The organism is Lysinibacillus fusiformis (assembly GCF_003049525.1).
Classification (GTDB): Bacteria; Bacillota; Bacilli; order Bacillales_A; family Planococcaceae; genus Lysinibacillus; species Lysinibacillus fusiformis.
The window spans coordinates 14,142-32,315 of record NZ_PYWL01000014.1 but is presented as its reverse complement, the minus strand read 5'-3'; the positions used below and the strand labels follow the sequence as shown (position 1 = coordinate 32,315).

The 18,174-nt window shown below is 39.3% G+C and carries 18 protein-coding genes and 2 other annotated features (1 of these 20 cut by a window edge); all 18 genes read right to left on the bottom strand.

All coding sequences use genetic code 11. The features are described 5' to 3' along the window. Nucleotides 1–106 precede the first annotated feature (106 nt). The 18 genes from rpsL to epsC all read right to left on the bottom strand — a co-directional run bounded on the left by rpsL (nucleotide 107) and on the right by epsC (nucleotide 17,816). Nucleotides 107–526, bottom strand: coding sequence for a 30S ribosomal protein S12 (rpsL, locus tag C9J29_RS20660; protein ID WP_008181595.1), 420 nt, complete (start codon nucleotides 524–526; stop codon nucleotides 107–109). A gap of 98 nt (nucleotides 527–624) precedes the next feature. After that, complete coding sequence (locus C9J29_RS20655; protein WP_025116449.1) at nucleotides 625–873, bottom strand: ribosomal L7Ae/L30e/S12e/Gadd45 family protein; 249 nt, start codon at nucleotides 871–873, stop codon at nucleotides 625–627. A 138-nt stretch (nucleotides 874–1,011) separates the two neighbouring features. Beyond that, on the bottom strand, nucleotides 1,012–4,695 hold the full coding sequence (gene rpoC / locus C9J29_RS20650; RefSeq protein WP_008181592.1) for a DNA-directed RNA polymerase subunit beta': 3,684 nt from the start codon (nucleotides 4,693–4,695) through the stop codon (nucleotides 1,012–1,014). A 202-nt stretch (nucleotides 4,696–4,897) separates the two neighbouring features. Further along, the gene (gene rpoB, locus C9J29_RS20645; RefSeq protein ID WP_008181590.1) at nucleotides 4,898–8,473 is read right to left on the bottom strand and encodes a DNA-directed RNA polymerase subunit beta; all 3,576 of its coding nucleotides are present in this window, start codon (nucleotides 8,471–8,473) and stop codon (nucleotides 4,898–4,900) included. A gap of 242 nt (nucleotides 8,474–8,715) precedes the next feature. Continuing rightward, the gene (locus C9J29_RS20640) at nucleotides 8,716–9,318 is read right to left on the bottom strand and encodes a class I SAM-dependent methyltransferase (protein ID WP_025116452.1); all 603 of its coding nucleotides are present in this window, start codon (nucleotides 9,316–9,318) and stop codon (nucleotides 8,716–8,718) included. Nucleotides 9,319–9,394: 76 nt separating this feature from the next. Continuing rightward, nucleotides 9,395–9,754, bottom strand: a complete 360-nt coding sequence (gene rplL, locus C9J29_RS20635; protein ID WP_008181586.1) for a 50S ribosomal protein L7/L12 — start codon at nucleotides 9,752–9,754, stop codon at nucleotides 9,395–9,397. Between the two features lie 73 nt (nucleotides 9,755–9,827). After that, complete coding sequence (gene rplJ, locus C9J29_RS20630) at nucleotides 9,828–10,328, bottom strand: 50S ribosomal protein L10 (protein WP_036121626.1); 501 nt, start codon at nucleotides 10,326–10,328, stop codon at nucleotides 9,828–9,830. Nucleotides 10,329–10,360: 32 nt separating this feature from the next. Further along, nucleotides 10,361–10,506: a sequence feature (ribosomal protein L10 leader region), on the bottom strand. Between the two features lie 56 nt (nucleotides 10,507–10,562). Next, the gene (gene rplA, locus C9J29_RS20625) at nucleotides 10,563–11,261 is read right to left on the bottom strand and encodes a 50S ribosomal protein L1 (RefSeq protein ID WP_089986396.1); all 699 of its coding nucleotides are present in this window, start codon (nucleotides 11,259–11,261) and stop codon (nucleotides 10,563–10,565) included. A 116-nt stretch (nucleotides 11,262–11,377) separates the two neighbouring features. Then, nucleotides 11,378–11,803 (bottom strand): 50S ribosomal protein L11, encoded by a 426-nt coding sequence (gene rplK / locus C9J29_RS20620; protein WP_004233593.1) that lies wholly within the window; start codon nucleotides 11,801–11,803, stop codon nucleotides 11,378–11,380. Between the two features lie 230 nt (nucleotides 11,804–12,033). Further along, the gene (nusG, locus tag C9J29_RS20615; RefSeq protein WP_036121629.1) at nucleotides 12,034–12,567 is read right to left on the bottom strand and encodes a transcription termination/antitermination protein NusG; all 534 of its coding nucleotides are present in this window, start codon (nucleotides 12,565–12,567) and stop codon (nucleotides 12,034–12,036) included. 335 nt (nucleotides 12,568–12,902) lie between these two features. Beyond that, nucleotides 12,903–13,088, bottom strand: coding sequence for a preprotein translocase subunit SecE (secE, locus tag C9J29_RS20610; RefSeq protein WP_089986398.1), 186 nt, complete (start codon nucleotides 13,086–13,088; stop codon nucleotides 12,903–12,905). A gap of 47 nt (nucleotides 13,089–13,135) precedes the next feature. Next, a complete protein-coding gene (gene rpmG, locus C9J29_RS20605) occupies nucleotides 13,136–13,282 on the bottom strand; it encodes a 50S ribosomal protein L33 (RefSeq protein ID WP_075807303.1) in 147 nt (48 codons plus the stop codon). A 76-nt stretch (nucleotides 13,283–13,358) separates the two neighbouring features. Then, on the bottom strand, nucleotides 13,359–14,006 hold the full coding sequence (gene sigH / locus C9J29_RS20600) for an RNA polymerase sporulation sigma factor SigH (protein ID WP_025116456.1): 648 nt from the start codon (nucleotides 14,004–14,006) through the stop codon (nucleotides 13,359–13,361). Nucleotides 14,007–14,074: 68 nt separating this feature from the next. Then, on the bottom strand, nucleotides 14,075–14,587 hold the full coding sequence (locus C9J29_RS20595) for an NYN domain-containing protein (protein WP_008181857.1): 513 nt from the start codon (nucleotides 14,585–14,587) through the stop codon (nucleotides 14,075–14,077). A 2-nt stretch (nucleotides 14,588–14,589) separates the two neighbouring features. After that, on the bottom strand, nucleotides 14,590–15,342 hold the full coding sequence (gene rlmB / locus C9J29_RS20590; RefSeq protein WP_008181856.1) for a 23S rRNA (guanosine(2251)-2'-O)-methyltransferase RlmB: 753 nt from the start codon (nucleotides 15,340–15,342) through the stop codon (nucleotides 14,590–14,592). 7 nt (nucleotides 15,343–15,349) lie between these two features. Next, nucleotides 15,350–15,763, bottom strand: a complete 414-nt coding sequence (locus tag C9J29_RS20585; RefSeq protein WP_012296087.1) for a Mini-ribonuclease 3 — start codon at nucleotides 15,761–15,763, stop codon at nucleotides 15,350–15,352. A gap of 5 nt (nucleotides 15,764–15,768) precedes the next feature. Next, a complete protein-coding gene (gene cysS, locus C9J29_RS20580; protein ID WP_008181852.1) occupies nucleotides 15,769–17,169 on the bottom strand; it encodes a cysteine--tRNA ligase in 1,401 nt (466 codons plus the stop codon). Next, the gene (epsC, locus tag C9J29_RS20575) at nucleotides 17,166–17,816 is read right to left on the bottom strand and encodes a serine O-acetyltransferase EpsC (RefSeq protein WP_036121638.1); all 651 of its coding nucleotides are present in this window, start codon (nucleotides 17,814–17,816) and stop codon (nucleotides 17,166–17,168) included. The genes cysS and epsC overlap by 4 nt, the downstream gene beginning before the upstream one ends. Before the next feature lie 189 nt (nucleotides 17,817–18,005). Then, nucleotides 18,006–18,174, bottom strand: a binding site (T-box leader) (it continues 51 nt past the right edge of the window).

The window sequence follows — 18,174 nt, the reverse complement described above, 5'->3', positions numbered from 1 at the left end:
TAGCCTTTTTATATTCGTCAATCAAATATCAAATCTGCTAGCAAGATTCGATATTTGTGACAATTAGTATAAGGCTCAGTTTTAAATAACGTTATTGAACGTTAAATTATTTTTTTTCTTTAGGGCGTTTTGTTCCGTATTTAGAACGTGATTGTAAACGACCGTTTACACCAGCTGTATCAAGAGCTCCACGTACGATATGGTAACGAACACCCGCTAAGTCTTTTACGCGTCCGCCACGGATAAGAACAACACTGTGCTCTTGTAAGTTGTGGCCTTCACCTGGGATATAAGCTGTAACCTCAATTTGGTTAGTTAAACGTACACGAGCGTATTTACGTAACGCTGAGTTTGGTTTACGAGGTGTCATTGTACCAACACGAGTACAAACACCACGTTTTTGAGGAGATTTAACATCAGTTAAAGATTTTTTAAATGAGTTATATCCTTTGTTTAACGCTGGTGATTTTGATTTCGTGCTTTTAGATTGACGAGGCTTACGTACTAATTGGTTAATTGTAGGCATCGATTTTTCCTCCCTTCATTTATTCCTTGTTAATACCACACATCCAGGTGGTTCATTTTTTGGGTAAAAACAAAGTCTTTGTGTTTAATACACAAAAACTACTCTCCAGTAATTGCAACTACCGCAGCTCCAACGTGGATTCCACAGGCCTTGCCCAGTTCCTTTTTGGACTCAACAAGAATAACTGGTATACCGATTTCTCTCGCGAAAGATATGGCCAAATCGGTTACCCAATTGTCTGCGTCAAGTGCCACAAGGAGTTCTTTCACTGAACCGGCTCGCATTGCTTTTACTGCTTGCTTTGTACCTATGATTGTTTGACTAGTCCTTACTTTATCATAAGACATTTTCATATCCTCCGAAGTATAGACAGTTAACTATCAACCTTCAATATATTATCATTACCATTTTATACTGTCAACTAATATCTTTAAAAAGTCCGAAGAGATGGCGTAATTCCATCTCTTCGGCACTATTTTTAATGTTTATTCAGCAGAAACGACTTCTGTGTCAAGCTCATCTTTTTCGATGCGGATTTGACGGTAACGTTGCATACCAGTACCTGCAGGAACAAGTTTACCGATAATTACGTTCTCTTTTAATCCAAGAAGCTCGTCACGTTTACCCTTAATTGCTGCATCTGTTAACACACGTGTTGTTTCTTGGAACGATGCTGCAGATAAGAATGATTCTGTTTCAAGAGAAGCTTTTGTAATACCTAGGATTACAGGACGACAAGTAGCTGGGTTTTTGCCATTCATAACAGCATCTGCGTTAGCCTCTGCAAATTGGTGGATATCTAGTAATGAACCTGGTAATAAATCTGTATCTCCAGCTTCAATTACACGTACTTTACGAAGCATTTGGCGAACCATTACTTCGATATGTTTATCTCCAATTTCTACCCCTTGCATACGGTATACTTTTTGAACTTCTTTTAATAAATATTCTTGAACAGTTGAAACGTCTTTGACTTTTAACAATTGTTTTGGATCGATAGAACCCTCTGTTAGAACCTGACCACGCTCTACATTATCACCTTCGATAACTTTTAGACGTGCATTATAAGGCGCTTGATACTTACGAGTTTCTACGTCACCTTGAACAGTGATTTCTTTTAAGCCCTCACGGATTTCTGTGATATCTGAAACAGTACCTGCGATCTCTGAAATAACAGATTGACCTTTTGGATTACGTGCTTCAAAGATCTCTTGGATACGTGGAAGACCTTGTGTAATATCGTCCCCGGCAACCCCACCTGTATGGAATGTACGCATTGTTAACTGTGTACCCGGTTCACCGATTGATTGAGCAGCAATAATACCAACTGCCTCTCCTACCTCAACCTTTTCACCTGTTGCTAAGTTCATGCCGTAACATTTTTTACATACGCCATGTTTTGTATTACATGTAAATGCTGAACGGATAGTCACTTCTTCAATACCAGCTTCGATAATTGCTCGAGCCACATCTTGATCGATTAAACCATCTTTGTTTAAAATCACTTCACCAGTTTCAGGGTGTAAGATTGTTTTCTTCGTATGACGACCAACAATACGCTCATCTAGAGCCTCGATTAGCTCTGTGCCTTCCATTAATGCACCAATTGTTAAACCACGGTCAGTACCACAGTCATCTTCGCGCACAATTACATCCTGTGCAACGTCAACAAGACGACGTGTTAAGTAACCAGAATCGGCAGTTTTTAGGGCTGTATCGGCAAGACCTTTACGAGCACCGTGAGTTGAGATGAAGTACTCTAATACTGTTAAACCTTCACGGAATGAAGATTTAATTGGTAGTTCGATGATACGACCAGCCGGGTTGGCCATCAGACCACGCATACCTGCTAACTGTGTAAAGTTAGACGCGTTACCACGGGCACCTGAGTCAGACATCATGAAGATTGGGTTTGTTTTCTCAAGAGACTTCATCAGTTTCGCTTGGATTTCATCTTTGGCAGCACTCCAGCTTGAGATAACACGGTCATAACGCTCATCCTCTGTGATGAAACCACGGCGGAATTGCGCTTGAACTTTATCTACTTTTTCTTGAGCTACTGCTAAAATTTCACCTTTATCAGGTAATACGACGATATCAGATACACCTACAGTAATACCAGCACGTGTTGAATACTTGAATCCAAGGTTTTTCATGCGGTCAAGCATTTTAGATGTTTCAGTAATGTGGAAACGTTTAAATACTTCAGCAATGATATTTCCTAAGAACTTTTTACGGAATGGATTTACAACTGGTACAGATTCAAAATGCTTGCGCAATACAGCTGTACGTTGTGCGTCAATTTTCCCTTTTTCATCAAGGCTATTATAAGCACTATCTGATTCAAGCTCTTTTAGTGTGTCTTCGTCAATTGTTAATTTCGCAAAGTATTTTTCTGGTGTCACTTGCTCTAAGTTAAAATCAGTCGGCTCATTGATATAAGGGAATGATTCAGGCAAGATTTCGTTAAAGATTACTTTACCGACAGTCGTTAATAGGAACATATTATTTTGTTCCTCTGTGAATGTTGGGTTATTTAACGAACTAGCTTTAATAGCAATACGTGTATGCAAATGCACATGACCTGTATCATATGCGATTAAAACTTCGTTTGGACCGTAGAAAATAGTACCTTCTCCACGTGCATTTTCACGTTCAAGCGTTAAGTAGTAGTTTCCTAATACCATATCTTGCGAAGGTGTTACTACTGGTTTACCGTCTTTTGGATTCAGGATGTTTTGCGCAGCAAGCATTAGAAGACGAGCCTCAGCTTGAGCTTCAGCAGACAATGGTACGTGAACCGCCATTTGGTCACCATCGAAGTCAGCGTTATATGCTGTACATACTAATGGGTGAAGACGAATAGCACGACCTTCTACTAGTGTTGGTTCAAATGCTTGAATACCAAGACGGTGTAGCGTTGGTGCACGGTTAAGTAATACTGGATGCTCACGGATAACATCTTCTAATACATCCCAAACGTCGTTGTTTAAACGTTCGATTTTTCGCTTAGCAGATTTAATGTTATGAGCAAGACCACGTTCTACTAGTTCCTTCATAACGAACGGCTTGAATAATTCAATAGCCATTTCTTTAGGTAGACCACATTGGTACATTTTTAAGTTTGGACCTACTACGATAACGGAACGACCAGAATAGTCAACACGCTTACCAAGTAGATTTTGACGGAAACGACCTTGTTTACCTTTCAACATATGTGAAAGTGATTTTAGTGGACGGTTACCAGGACCTGTTACAGGACGTCCGCGACGACCATTATCAATTAACGCGTCAACAGCTTCTTGTAACATACGTTTTTCGTTTTGTACGATGATGCTTGGAGCACCTAAATCTAATAAACGTTTTAAACGGTTATTACGGTTGATAACACGACGGTATAAATCGTTTAAATCTGAAGTTGCAAAACGTCCACCATCTAATTGCACCATTGGACGAAGCTCAGGTGGAATTACAGGAAGTACATCTAAAATCATCCATTCAGGTGAGTTACCTGAGTTACGGAATGATTCAACAACCTCTAAACGTTTGATAGCACGAGTACGTCTTTGACCTTGTGCAGATTTTAACTCTTCTTTTAAAGAATGCGTCTCATCCTCTAGGTCAATTTTGCCTAATAATTTTTTAATTGCTTCTGCACCCATTGCAGCTTCGAATGTATTTCCGAATTTTTCGCGGTATGCACGGTACTCTTTTTCTGAAAGTAACTGTTTGCTTTCTAAATTCGTCGCACCAGCCTCAATCACAACGTATGAAGCAAAATAAATAACTTCTTCAAGTGCACGCGGTGACATATCTAAAATTAGACCCATACGGCTAGGAATACCTTTGAAGTACCAGATATGAGAAACTGGTGCAGCTAATTCGATATGACCCATACGTTCACGACGAACTTTAGCACGCGTTACTTCAACACCACAGCGGTCACAAACTACACCTTTATAGCGAACACGTTTATATTTACCACAATGACATTCCCAATCCTTAGTTGGCCCAAAAATACGCTCACAGAATAAACCATCTTTTTCTGGTTTTAACGTACGGTAGTTAATTGTTTCAGGTTTTTTAACCTCACCATATGACCAAGAGCGAATCTTGTCAGGGGATGCTAAACCAATTTTCATATATTCAAATTCATTAACGTCTATCAAGGAGCCTACCTCCCTCTAGTATAGGTCTTTATAAAGACTCTTTACGCAGCTCGATAATCGTTTGCAAAGAATTTCCTCTTTGACAAAGGATTAGAAATAGAATGATTTATTAAAAGAAAAAGCCAGGCAGGGCGTTAAATCCTGCCCGGCTAATTTGAAAAATAAGTTTGACCTTATTCACAATTGTGAATGTTGGTTTCCATTATTCAAAAGACTCTACTGGCTCTTCTTGAGTATCTGGCTGTGGTGCGATGTTAAGTGCATCAGCTGGTTGAAGATCTTCTTCCTCGTCTAAATCACGAAGCTCTACTTCTTCATCATTAACTGTTAGCATCTTAACGTCCATACCAAGAGATTGAAGTTCTTTAATCAATACTTTGAATGACTCAGGAACGCCTGGCTCTGGTACACTTTCACCCTTAACGATGGCTTCATATGTTTTTACACGACCAACAACGTCATCGGATTTAACTGTTAAGATTTCTTGAAGGGTATAAGCGGCACCGTATGCTTCAAGTGCCCATACTTCCATCTCACCAAAACGTTGTCCACCAAATTGCGCTTTACCACCAAGTGGTTGCTGCGTAACAAGTGAGTAAGGACCTGTTGAACGCGCGTGAAGTTTATCGTCAACCATGTGAGCAAGTTTGATCATATACATGATCCCAACAGATACACGGTTATCAAATGGTTCACCAGAACGGCCATCATACAGGATTGTTTTACCATCACGGTTCATCCCTGCTTCTTCCATCGTTTCCCAAACGTCTTCTTCATTTGCACCATCAAATACTGGTGTTGCCATGTGGACGCCTAGATAGCGAGAAGCCATACCTAAGTGTAATTCTAAAACTTGTCCGATATTCATACGAGAAGGTACACCAAGTGGATTTAACATGATATCTACAGGCGTGCCATCTGGCATGAATGGCATATCTTCTTCTGGCAAGATACGAGAGATAACCCCTTTGTTACCGTGACGTCCGGCCATTTTGTCCCCAACGCGAATTTTACGTTTTTGAACAATATAAGCACGAACTAATTGGTTAACACCTGGTGGTAATTCATCGCCATCTTCGCGGTTAAATACTTTAACATCCAGAATGATACCGCCAGCACCGTGTGGTACACGTAATGATGTATCACGAACCTCACGAGCCTTTTCACCGAAAATAGCATGTAATAAACGCTCTTCAGCCGTTAATTCTGTAACTCCTTTAGGCGTTACTTTCCCTACAAGAATATCACCATCGCGTACTTCCGCACCGATACGGATAATACCACGTTCGTCTAGGTTACGAAGTGCATCTTCACCGACATTTGGAATATCACGAGTGATTTCTTCAGGTCCAAGCTTTGTATCACGAGACTCTGACTCATATTCTTCAATATGAACAGATGTATAAACATCATCTTTTACAAGGCGCTCACTCATAATAACAGCATCCTCATAGTTAAAGCCGTTCCAAGTCATGAATGCAACAAGTACGTTACGTCCAAGAGCTAATTCGCCTTTTTCCATTGATGGACCATCTGCTAAAATATCGCGAGGCTTCACGCGTTCGCCAACTTTTACAAGTGGACGTTGGTTATATGAAGTACCTTGGTTTGAACGAATGAATTTTTGTAATTTATATTTTGTTAAATCGCCTTTAACCTCTTTGCCATCTACAACTTCAATGCGGCGAACATGGATAGAGCGAGCCTCAACGTGCTCAACAATACCATCATACTTCGCTACTACAGCTGCACCAGAATCACGTGCATCCACATGTTCCATACCTGTACCAACGAATGGTGCTTCTGGGTTAAGAAGTGGAACTGCTTGACGTTGCATGTTTGCACCCATAAGTGCACGGTTAGAGTCATCGTTTTCTAAGAATGGGATACACGCAGTCGCTGCAGAAACTACTTGTTTAGGAGATACGTCCATGTAGTCCATTTGAGCTTTATTGAATACTGTGTTATCACCACGGAAACGACCTACTACTTCGTCCTTTGCAAAACTGCCATCTGGATTTAATAGTGAGTTTGCTTGTGCTACGTAGTAGTTATCTTCTTCATCAGCTGTTAGGTAATCAATTTGTTCCGTTACTTGACCTGTTTCGTGATCAATACGACGGTAAGGCGTTTCGATGAAACCAAATTTATTTACTTTAGCGAAAGAAGATAATGAGTTGATTAAACCAATGTTTGGACCCTCTGGTGTCTCGATTGGACACATACGACCATAGTGAGAGTAGTGAACGTCACGTACTTCGAAACCAGCACGCTCACGTGTTAAACCACCAGGCCCTAATGCAGATAATCGACGCTTATGCGTTAATTCTGCTAATGGGTTTGTTTGGTCCATGAATTGTGATAATTGAGAGCTTCCGAAGAACTCTTTAATTGACGCAATTACTGGACGGATATTAATTAATTGTTGTGGTACGATAGCCGCTGTGTCGTTAATAGACATACGCTCACGTACTACACGTTCCATACGAGACAAACCGATACGGAATTGGTTTTGCAGTAACTCACCTACAGAACGTAGACGACGGTTACCTAAATGGTCAATATCATCTGTTGCTCCTACTTGATAAAGCAGGTTGAAGAAATAGCTTACTGAAGACAGTACGTCAGCAGGTGTAATATTCTTCACTTCTTCATCGATATAGGCATTACTAATGATATTAATTTCTTTTTGTGCTTCATCTTTGGGTGCATAAATTTTAATAGATTGGATTGTTACATCATCCTCAAGTACTCCACCAACTTGTGATAAAGTACGGAAACCAATACCTTTCGAAGAATCTTCTAGGTAAGGTAGGATTTTATCTAAAGTACGGCGATCAAGCACTGTACCTTTCTCTACTAAAATTTCGCCTGTTTCTGGATCTACAAGCGTTTCAGCAATCGTTTGGTTGAATAAACGATTTTTAATATGAAGCTTTTTATTCATTTTGTAGCGTCCAACATTCGCTAAATCATAGCGTTTTGCGTCGAAGAAACGAGAGTATAATAAACTTTTCGCACTTTCAACTGTTGGTGGCTCACCTGGACGTAAACGCTCGTAGATTTCTAAAAGTGCTTTTTCAGTACTTTCAGAGTTATCTTTTTCTAACGTATTACGTAAATACTCGTTATCACCGATAATATCGATAATTTCTTGGTCTGAGCCAAAACCTAATGCACGAAGTAATACAGTTACTGGTAACTTACGAGTACGATCGATACGTACATAAACTACATCTTTTGCATCCGTTTCATACTCTAACCATGCACCACGGTTTGGAATCACTGTAGCTCCAAAACCTTTTTTACCGTTCTTATCCGTTTTATCATGGAAATACACACTTGGTGAACGAACTAATTGTGAAACGATAACACGTTCAGCACCATTGATAATGAACGTACCTGTTTCAGTCATTAATGGGAAGTCACCCATAAAGACATCTTGTTCTTTCACTTCGTCTGTTTCTTTGTTGTAAAGACGTACTTTCACGCGTAATGGAGCTGCGTAAGTAACATCTCGCTCTTTACACTCATCAACATCATATTTAGGATCACCTAATGAATAATCGATGAATTCTAATGAAAGATTACCTGTAAAGTCCTCGATCGGCGAAATGTCACGGAACATTTCACGTAAACCTTCTTCAAGGAACCACTCGTAAGACGCCGTTTGAATCTCAATCAGATTTGGAAGCTCAAGCACCTCTTTAATACGCGCAAAGCTTCTACGCTGGCGGTGTTGTCCGTACTGAACTAGTTGACCTGTCAACTCATTCACCCCTCAATAAAGCGATATTAGGTCTTTGCAAAATCATACAAATAGTGTATGATTTCGAAAGACAAAAAGAAAACGAGTCTTCAAAAAGATCTCATTTTCGGTTAACTAAACTTATCTTGGCAAGTATACCCATATTAAAACAATTCTATACAAAAAGGGCATACGACCTCAAAATAATATTTTTGCATTTTATCATATTATCATAGCCGATTTGTCAAGTCAATAAATTATACATATTTCATTTATTTTTTTGCACGTACTATCCAGTATCCTTTTTTCTTCTCTACAACATCGACTTCGGAAAATTTACCTTCTAGGTAACTTACTGTCGATGGCGCTCCTTGTTTCTTCTGAATCACTACCCAAAGCTCTCCAGATGACACTAGTCTATCATAAGCTCCATCGTAAAAGCGGAAAATCGTTTCCTTCCCTGCACGAATTGGTGGATTCGTTAAGATAGCTGCTGCTTCTATATCTTTATCAACCATCGATAGGCCGTCACTCACAAATATTCGCACATTTTGAACACCGTTCACTTGCGCATTTTTTTGCGAAAGCGCAACTGCACGTTCATTTATATCCATCATACAGACGGTACGGTCTGGATTTGCTTTGGCTATGGATAATCCTATCGGCCCATAACCACAACCTATATCAAAAATCGCACCATCAATATTAGGCATTTGAAAAGCGTCTATTAAAACACGGGATCCAAAATCTACTTCGCTTTTACTAAATACACCTGCATCCGTTTCAAATGAAAACGTATGCCCTAGTAATTTGAATGTCCAGTGACGAGGTTTACTCTCAGTTTGAGGATTACTTGTATAATAGTGATCTGACATTTTCACGCCTCCTCAGAATGAAGAAAAAAGCTCGCCAATATGACGAGCTTTCCTTTTGTTTAAAAGTAACGCGAGATTACTTAACTTCTACAGATGCGCCAACTTCTTCAAGTTTAGTTTTGATTTGTTCAGCTTCATCTTTAGAAACGCCTTCTTTAAGAGCTTTAGGAGCGTTATCTACTACTTCTTTAGCTTCTTTAAGACCTAAACCAGTGATTTCGCGAACCACTTTGATTACTTTAATTTTTTCTGCACCAGCAGATGCTAATACTACGTCGAATTCTGTTTTCTCTTCAGCTGCAGCAGCACCGCCAGCAACTACTGCTACAGGAGCAGCAGCTGTTACACCGAATTCTTCTTCGATAGCTTTTACTAAATCGTTTAATTCAAGAACTGTCATAGCTTTGATAGCTTCTAAGATTTGCTCTTTGTTCATTATAATTTCCTCCTAATTGGATAATGTTTTATTTTTTTGCGGTCAGGCCGCGGAAGTTTTTGGACGTATTAAATTACGCGCCTTGTTCTTCTTTTTGTTCTGCAACAGCTTTTGTTGCAAGTGCGAAGTTACGCACTGGAGCTTGAAGTACAGATAAAAGCATAGAAAGTAGACCTTCGCGTGATGGAAGTTCTGCAAGTGCTTTAACATCTTCAACAGAAGAGATTGTACCTTCGATAATACCAGCTTTAATTTCTAAAGCTTCGTTTTTCTTAGCGAACTCGTTGATGATTTTAGCAGGCGCTACAACATCTTCATTTGAGAACGCAATTGCGTTAGGACCAACTAATACGTCGTTGATTCCCGCAAGACCAGCAGCTTCAGCAGCACGACGAGTTAAAGTGTTTTTGTATACTTTGAACTCAACGCCAGCTTCACGAAGTTGTTTACGAAGCTCTGTTACTTGTGCAACATTAAGACCACGGTAATCCACTACTACTACAGAAGAAGCGCTTTGGAATTTCTCAGTAATCTCTTGAACTTGTACTTGTTTGTTTTCGATTGCTTTGCTCATGATGACACCTCCTATTAGAATGGGTCATTTATACCGACAAAAGAAAAGCCCCTACGTCAAATAGACACAGAGGCTGAAAGTCATCATCTTTAAATAAGAATCTGAATTCCGATGTCCTCGGTAGGAACATTAAGTGACAAGTCACTCCTACTGTCTACGGTACAAATGGATAATTCACAACAGCAATGATTATATCATATAACCACTGCCGTTGTCAATATATATATATTTAAATTATTTTACTACTACGTTAGCAGCGTCAATTTTAACAGCTGGACCCATTGTAGTTGTAATATTTACAGATTTCATGTAAGTACCTTTAGCTGCAGCAGGTTTTGCTTTTTGAACTACATCAAATACAGCTAGGAAGTTTTCTACTAATTTTTCTGCAGAGAAAGAAACTTTACCGATAGGAGCGTGGATGATACCAGCTTTATCAGCACGGTATTCTACTTTACCAGCTTTGATTTCTTCGATAGCTTTTGTTACATCGAAAGTAACTGTACCAGTTTTAGGGTTTGGCATTAAGCCTTTAGGTCCTAATACACGACCAAGTTTACCAACTTCACCCATCATGTCAGGAGTTGCTACGATTACATCGAAATCAAACCAACCTTGTTGGATTTTTTGGATGTACTCTGCATCACCTACATAGTCAGCACCAGCAGCTTCTGCTTCTTTAAGTTTTTCACCTTTTGCGAATACTAATACGCGTTGAGTTTTACCAGTACCGTTTGGTAGCACTACTGCACCACGGATTTGTTGGTCGTTTTTACGTGTATCAATACCTAAGCGAAAAGCAACTTCTACAGTAGCGTCGAAGTTTACTGTGCTAGTTTTTTGAGCAAGTTCGATTGCTTCTTGTGCATTGTATAGTGAGTTACGATCAATTAATTTAGCTGCATCTTGCAGTTTTTTACCTTTTTTAGCCATTATATATTTCCTCCTTGATTGTGGTTATAGCGGATTTTACCTCCCACGAATAAAGGTTGCGTGTTCACAAAGAAACTTCGCAACCTTCCAAAAAACAAAACATCAAGTAACTGGGATTAGTCTTCGATAACAATACCCATGCTTCGTGCAGTACCTTCTACCATTAACATAGCAGCTTCTACTGAAGCAGCGTTAAGGTCTGGCATTTTAGTTTCAGCGATTTCGCGAACTTTATCACGTTTAACCGTTGCCACTTTTTTACGATTTGGTTCACCAGATCCAGATTGGATACCAGCTGCTACTTTAAGTAGAACCGCTGCAGGTGGAGTTTTTGTAATGAAAGTGAAAGAACGGTCCTCGAATACTGAAATTTCAACTGGAATAATAAGACCAGCTTGATCAGCAGTACGCGCGTTGAATTCTTTACAGAATCCCATGATGTTCACACCCGCTTGACCTAATGCAGGACCAACCGGTGGAGCTGGGTTAGCTTTACCAGCAGGGATTTGAAGTTTTACAACTTTAATAACTTTTTTAGCCACGAGACACACCTCCTTAAGTCCGTGATGTGGTAATTGGGTTGCCCCTCCCACTCAATATCTGTCTGTCAGCTAAGTGCCGATAACATTAAAATTATCATTACAGACGTCAAACAAAAGTATGACAGTCTGACCTATGAAATGATACCACTTTTAATTTTTTTAAGCAAGTGGTAATTAACAAAATCTGCGAAACATCTACCAATTGGCATGTCACAGTTCTAGTAATTGTACTATAATTTTTGAATTTGTTCGAAGTCTAGCTCCATAATTGTTTCGCGACCAAACATATCAACAGACACTTTCACTTTTCCTTTTTCTGTGTCAATTTCTTCAACACGTCCTTGGAAATGAGCGAATGGCCCTTCTAATACTTCAACCGCTTCACCAATAGAGATATCTACTTCGACAACTTTATCAGTCATGCCCATTTGCTGTAGTAGACGATCCGCCTCTTCTGGTAGTAAAGGTGTTGGTTTTGCTCCTCCACCAGATGACCCGATAAATCCTGTTACACCCGGCGTATTACGCACTACATACCAAGAATCATCTGTCATAATAAGCTCTACTAATACATAACCTGGGAAAACTTTACGCATCATTGTACGCTTTTTCCCATCCTTCATTTCTGTTTCCTCGTGTTCAGGAACAATCACTCGGAAGATTTTATCTTGCATTCCCATTGTTTCTACACGTTTCTCTAGGTTTGCTTTTACTCGGTTCTCATACCCTGAATACGTATGAACAACATACCAATTTTTCTCCATAACTACTAGGACTCCTCGTCCGTCCCTCCCTTACAAATAAAAGTGAAAATGAATCGCGATATGCTAGATGCATTTCTTACTCTTTTCACAAACATCTCATGTAGACATAGCCCTTCCCTATTAAGAAAGCCTGATGATATGTATCGAAACTAGCATAGTCATCTATTGCTACTATCATACTTATCATAATGAGATTATCTTACTGCCATTCACTTCACCCATATCACTCGCCCATAAAGATGGAATTGTCTGCTGAATGAAGGTAAAACAAACGAAAAAACCCGTTATTGCATTGGACGGGCTATTTCATAAGTATTAACATGCTATTTACTAAATTATAAATCTAAGTACCAGCGGAATAATGATGAAATACCTAAGTCAACTAACACAAAAAATAAAGCCATAACGACAACAGTTGAAATAACAACGACTGTATATTTAGTCAACTCTTTACCTTTTGGCCAGCTTGTTTTGCGCATTTCTGACATTACATCACTGAAAAAGCCTTTGATCTTGCCCATTCTAGCTTAACCTCCGAATCAATCAATCTGTCTATTTACATATCATTTTATAGCGTTTGTTTATGCACTGTATGTTCATTGCAATGCGAGCAAAATTTTTTTAATTCGAGGCGTACAGTGGAGCCTTCTTTAGCCGGGAACGTGTAATTTCTCGATCCACATTTCTCGCAATTTAGCACGACTTTTTTTGCCATATACTCACCTTTTTCGGCACTTTGTCTTTTTAAGACTAACACCTATATTTGTCAATGTCAATAATGCCTCTGCCCTCTAAGACATTTCCTCAAGGACTAAATGTCGCTCTAATTTACGCTTCACTCGCTGCAAAGCATTATCAATCGATTTAACATGACGATTTAATTTTGCAGAAATTTCATGATACGATCGGCCATCTAGATATAGAGCTAAAACCTGTAACTCTAGTTCACTTAAAATCTCACTCATTTTCTCTTCTAAATAACCAAACTCTTCTCTATGAATTATTAATTCTTCTGGATCATCCATGATAGCGCCTGTTAAAACATCCATGAGCGTTCGGTCTGATTCTTCATCAAAAATGGGCTTGTCCAAAGAAATATAAGAGTTAAGAGGTATATGCTTTTGCCTAGTAGCCGTTTTAATAGCAGTAATAATTTGCCTTGTAATACATAACTCAGCAAAAGCTCGGAAAGAAGCAAGCTTATCCCCTTTAAAATCACGAATCGCTTTATACAAACCGATCATGCCCTCTTGCACGATATCTTCCTTATCAGCACCAATTAAGAAATAGGATCTTGCCTTCGCTCTAACTAACAAACGGTATTTCGTAATTAAATAATCCAACGCATCTGTATTACCTTGATGCACCATTTCAATAAGTTCTTCATCATTGAATCGTTCAAAATCTTGTGTCACTTGTACAATGCTATTTTTAAACATGGTATCACCTCAGCCACAACAGATAATTAGGAACAGTATAACGGAATTGGAAAATATGCGTCAATCAATCATTTCAATCCACGTCTCCATTTTTCGAATGCTATCGCCACATCTGGCTTTAATTCTATACGTGAAGGTGGTCTACTTTCTTGTTTCCTTTTCACATCGTGCGATATTTTATGCTGGATAATGCTTGTATCTATTTCTAGTTCTCTAGCTGATTTTCTCAAGGCTCCATTACCAAAAATAACACTTTGCTCTGCCATATCGGAAGTTGCTACGTGTATTTGTACATTTCTAGCCTTAAGTTCATGCGTCATTTTTTCAATACGTTCATCTGCCGTTTCATTTTTCCGAGTATAAATGACTTCAACATCACTTTCTAAATAAGATTGCTCTACGCCTGGAACTAGATGTGCGTCAAAAACAATAATTACGCGCCAACCCATAGCTGCTTTATATTCAGCCATAAGTTCTATCAACCTTTTGCGAGCATCCTCAAAATTTGTATCCCGCAATGGTCGAAGCTCTTTCCAGGACCCAATCATATTATAGCCATCTACTAGCAAAATGTTTTTCATTGTTACTCAATCGCTTCTTGACGTTTACGATACACTTCGTACATTAATAGCGCTGCAGCTACTGAGGCGTTCAATGATGTCACATGTCCCACCATCGGTAAATGATACAAGAAGTCACATTTCTCTTTTAATAAACGCCCCATTCCCTTACCTTCACTACCGATAATGATAGCCAATGGTAATGTTGCATCCATTTTTCGATAGTCTACAGAGCCCTTTGCATCTGTACCAGCAATCCATACACCTCGTTCTTTTAGTTCATCTACTGTTTGAGCTAAATTGTTTACACGGACTACAGGAACGTGTTCAATAGCGCCTGTTGATGCTTTCGCCACGACAGCTGTTAAACTCACTGAACGGCGCTTAGGAATAATAATACCGTGTGCTCCTATTGCATCAGCTGTTCTCATAATAGAACCTAGATTATGTGGATCTTCAAGCTCATCTAAGATTAAGAAAAAAGGATCCTCTTGTTTTTTTGCGGCTGCAGCAAATAAATCCTCTAGTTCAGCATACTGATAAGCTGCAACAGAAGCAACAATCCCTTGATGATTTGCACTTGATAATTGATCGACTTTCTTTTTCGGAACAAACTGAACGATCACTCCGCGTTCTCTAGCTAAATCTAGCAGTTCGTTGACACCCGATTTTTTTACACCCTCTGCAATCCATACTTTATTCATATCGCGTCCTGAACGAAGTGCTTCTAACACTGGGTTTTTACCTGCAATAATTTCTCCATTTTGTTCTGTCATTATAATTCTACACTCCTTTCGATTCCTCGATGATTTGAATAGCATATGCAATGATTTCATAGACGCGTTCAAGTTCATTTAATAAATATAAACTACCAAGTACCGCCTCAAAGCCTGAGCTATTTCGATAAGTTTGAACATCTGTATTTTTTGGTACAGAGCCGGACTTGGCATTACGTCCACGGCGGAACACTGCCAACTCCTCCTCTGTTAAATAATTTTCATCCATCATACGATGAACAATCATAGATTGTGCTTTTGCCGAAACGTAACGTGTTGCCTCTCGATGAAGTGTATTCGGTTTAACTCGACCTGAACGTAGTAAGTGTTCTCGTATCTTTTGCTCCAATACGGCGTCACCCATATAGGCTAACGCCAACGCATTTAATTGCTTAACATCTTCATTGCGAAGTTTATCCAACTTAATTACCCTCGTTTCCATCTAGTTCCTTGTCGCGTATCTTCTAAAATGATACCTTGGGCTTGCAAATGGTCACGAATCTCATCAGAACGAGCAAAATCACGATTTTTACGTGCCTCTACACGTTCTTGTAGTAATGCATCAATTTCTTCGTCTAATAATTCCTCTTCTTTTGCAAATTTAATACCTAAGACGTCACCTAGTACTTCAAAAGTTTCAATAAAAGTTTCTAGCACTTTCTTGCAAGTATTCGTTTCGTTTAAATAAATATTAGCAATACGAGCTAACTCAAATAATACCGAAATTCCGTTAGCAGTATTAAAATCATCATCCATTGCCTCTTCAAATTGCGCTTTTTGTTCAGTAATTTTATTAAGCCACTCATCTGAGTGATCGCCTAAGCTTACCGTAGTCGTAAGGCGATGCTTCACATTGTTGTAGGCTGTACGAATGCGCTCTAAGCCAGCTGCAGCTGCCTCTACTAAATCCTTCGCAAAATTAATGGGATGGCGATAATGTACCGATAACATAAAGAACCGTAGTACTTGTGGATCAATTTGTTTACGAATATCATTCACCAGAATAAAATTCCCAAGAGATTTAGACATCTTTTCATTATCAATATTAATATAACCATTATGCATCCAATAACGTGCAAATGTTTTATCATTATGAGCTTCTGATTGTGCAATTTCATTTTCGTGGTGTGGGAAAGTTAAATCCTGTCCACCAGCGTGAATATCAATAGTATCTCCTAAATGCTCACGAGCCATTACAGAACATTCAATATGCCACCCAGGACGGCCATTGCCCCAAGGACTTTCCCAGAAAATTTCTCCTGGCTTCGCTGCCTTCCATAAAGCAAAATCCAATGCATCATCTTTTTTCTCGCCAGCTTCAATACGTGCACCAATTTTTAAATCATCCACTGATTGATGTGATAATTTACCATAGCCATTAAACTTGCGCGTGCGGTAATATACATCACCTGCTGACTCATAAGCATAGCCTTTTTCAATTAAGATTTGGATAAACTGAATGATATCAGTCATATGCTCCGTAACGCGTGGATGAACATCTGCCTTTTTGCATCCTAATGCAGTAACATCTTCAAAGTACGCAGCAATAAAGCGCTCTGTTAACTCATGCACTTCTTCACCAAGCTCATTGGCAGCCTTAATAATTTTATCGTCTACATCCGTAAAGTTGGATACAAACTTTACATCATAGCCTTTATATTGGAAATAGCGACGTACTGTGTCATAAACTATAACAGGACGTGAATTCCCGATATGGATATAGTTATAAACGGTAGGACCGCAGACATACATTTTCACTTTGCCTTCTTCTAGCGGCACGAAGGTTTCTTTTTGTCGTGATAATGAGTTGAAAATTTGAATACTCATTGTGTCTCTCTCTCCTTTTGTAAGCGTTCAATTTCTTGCTTTAATTCAATGATCTGCTTCTCAAAAGCTTGACAGCGATCTTCCACAGGATCAGGTATATTTTGATGATCTAGCTTTTTCTCTAGACGAACTCCATCCTTAATCACTATTTTACCAGGTATACCGACCACGGTGGCATTTGGCGGCACCTCTTTTAAAACAACTGACCCCGCACCAATTTTACTATTCTCGCCAACTGTAATAGAACCTAATACTTTAGCCCCTGTTGCTACAAGGACATTATCCTCTAATGTAGGGTGGCGTTTCCCCTTTTCTTTCCCTGTACCCCCTAGAGTTACACCTTGATATAATGTAACGTTATCACCAATTTCACATGTCTCACCAATGACAACACCCATTCCATGGTCGATAAAAAAGCGGCGGCCAATTTTCGCGCCAGGATGAATTTCAATACCAGTAAAAAAGCGGCTTATTTGTGAAATGGCACGAGCCATGAAATAAAAACGTTTCTTAAAGAACCAATGAGCCACTCGATGTGCCCATGTGGCATGCAAACCGGAATATGTTAATATCACTTCAAAAACACTACGCGCTGCTGGATCATTTTCAAAAATGGTTTCCACATCTTCTTTCATCCTTTTAAACACAAAAACTCCCCCTTTTTATGTTGGTCTTGCTCAAATTCCTAGAAATCCTTCACACAGAGCTGTCACTGTAGTCAATTTTCTGTAGAATTCTCTGCCTAAGATGATGTGGCATGTTTGTTTGAAATGCCTCCCTCTTCATCAATGAATGAAGATAAAATAAAAAACGCCCCTATCATCCCTAAAAGGAATGACAGAGACGCTTGAATTTGCGTGGTTCCACTCTGATTGAAGGCAAAAAGCCTCCCACTCTGGACGTTCTTTAACGAGAACGAATCGATAAAGCCTACTATAGTTCAGCTTTATGCTCAAAGGTGCATTTCAGTTTTGCCTAGACTCAGACCACTTTCAGCCGGTGATG

Coding starts and splice junctions, on each gene's coding strand:
- cysS (WP_008181852.1), bottom strand. CDS start 17,169: ATGAGTATTCAAATTTTCAACTCATTATCACGACAAAAAGAAACCTTC.
- secE (WP_089986398.1), bottom strand. CDS start 13,088: ATGGGCAAGATCAAAGGCTTTTTCAGTGATGTAATGTCAGAAATGCGC.
- rpmG (WP_075807303.1), bottom strand. CDS start 13,282: ATGGCAAAAAAAGTCGTGCTAAATTGCGAGAAATGTGGATCGAGAAAT.
- nusG (WP_036121629.1), bottom strand. CDS start 12,567: ATGGAGAAAAATTGGTATGTTGTTCATACGTATTCAGGGTATGAGAAC.
- rplA (WP_089986396.1), bottom strand. CDS start 11,261: ATGGCTAAAAAAGGTAAAAAACTGCAAGATGCAGCTAAATTAATTGAT.
- C9J29_RS20595 (WP_008181857.1), bottom strand. CDS start 14,587: ATGAAAAACATTTTGCTAGTAGATGGCTATAATATGATTGGGTCCTGG.
- rpsL (WP_008181595.1), bottom strand. CDS start 526: ATGCCTACAATTAACCAATTAGTACGTAAGCCTCGTCAATCTAAAAGC.
- C9J29_RS20640 (WP_025116452.1), bottom strand. CDS start 9,318: ATGTCAGATCACTATTATACAAGTAATCCTCAAACTGAGAGTAAACCT.
- sigH (WP_025116456.1), bottom strand. CDS start 14,006: ATGTTTAAAAATAGCATTGTACAAGTGACACAAGATTTTGAACGATTC.
- rlmB (WP_008181856.1), bottom strand. CDS start 15,342: ATGACAGAACAAAATGGAGAAATTATTGCAGGTAAAAACCCAGTGTTA.
- rplJ (WP_036121626.1), bottom strand. CDS start 10,328: ATGAGCAAAGCAATCGAAAACAAACAAGTACAAGTTCAAGAGATTACT.
- rplL (WP_008181586.1), bottom strand. CDS start 9,754: ATGAACAAAGAGCAAATCTTAGAAGCTATCAAAGCTATGACAGTTCTT.
- C9J29_RS20655 (WP_025116449.1), bottom strand. CDS start 873: ATGTCTTATGATAAAGTAAGGACTAGTCAAACAATCATAGGTACAAAG.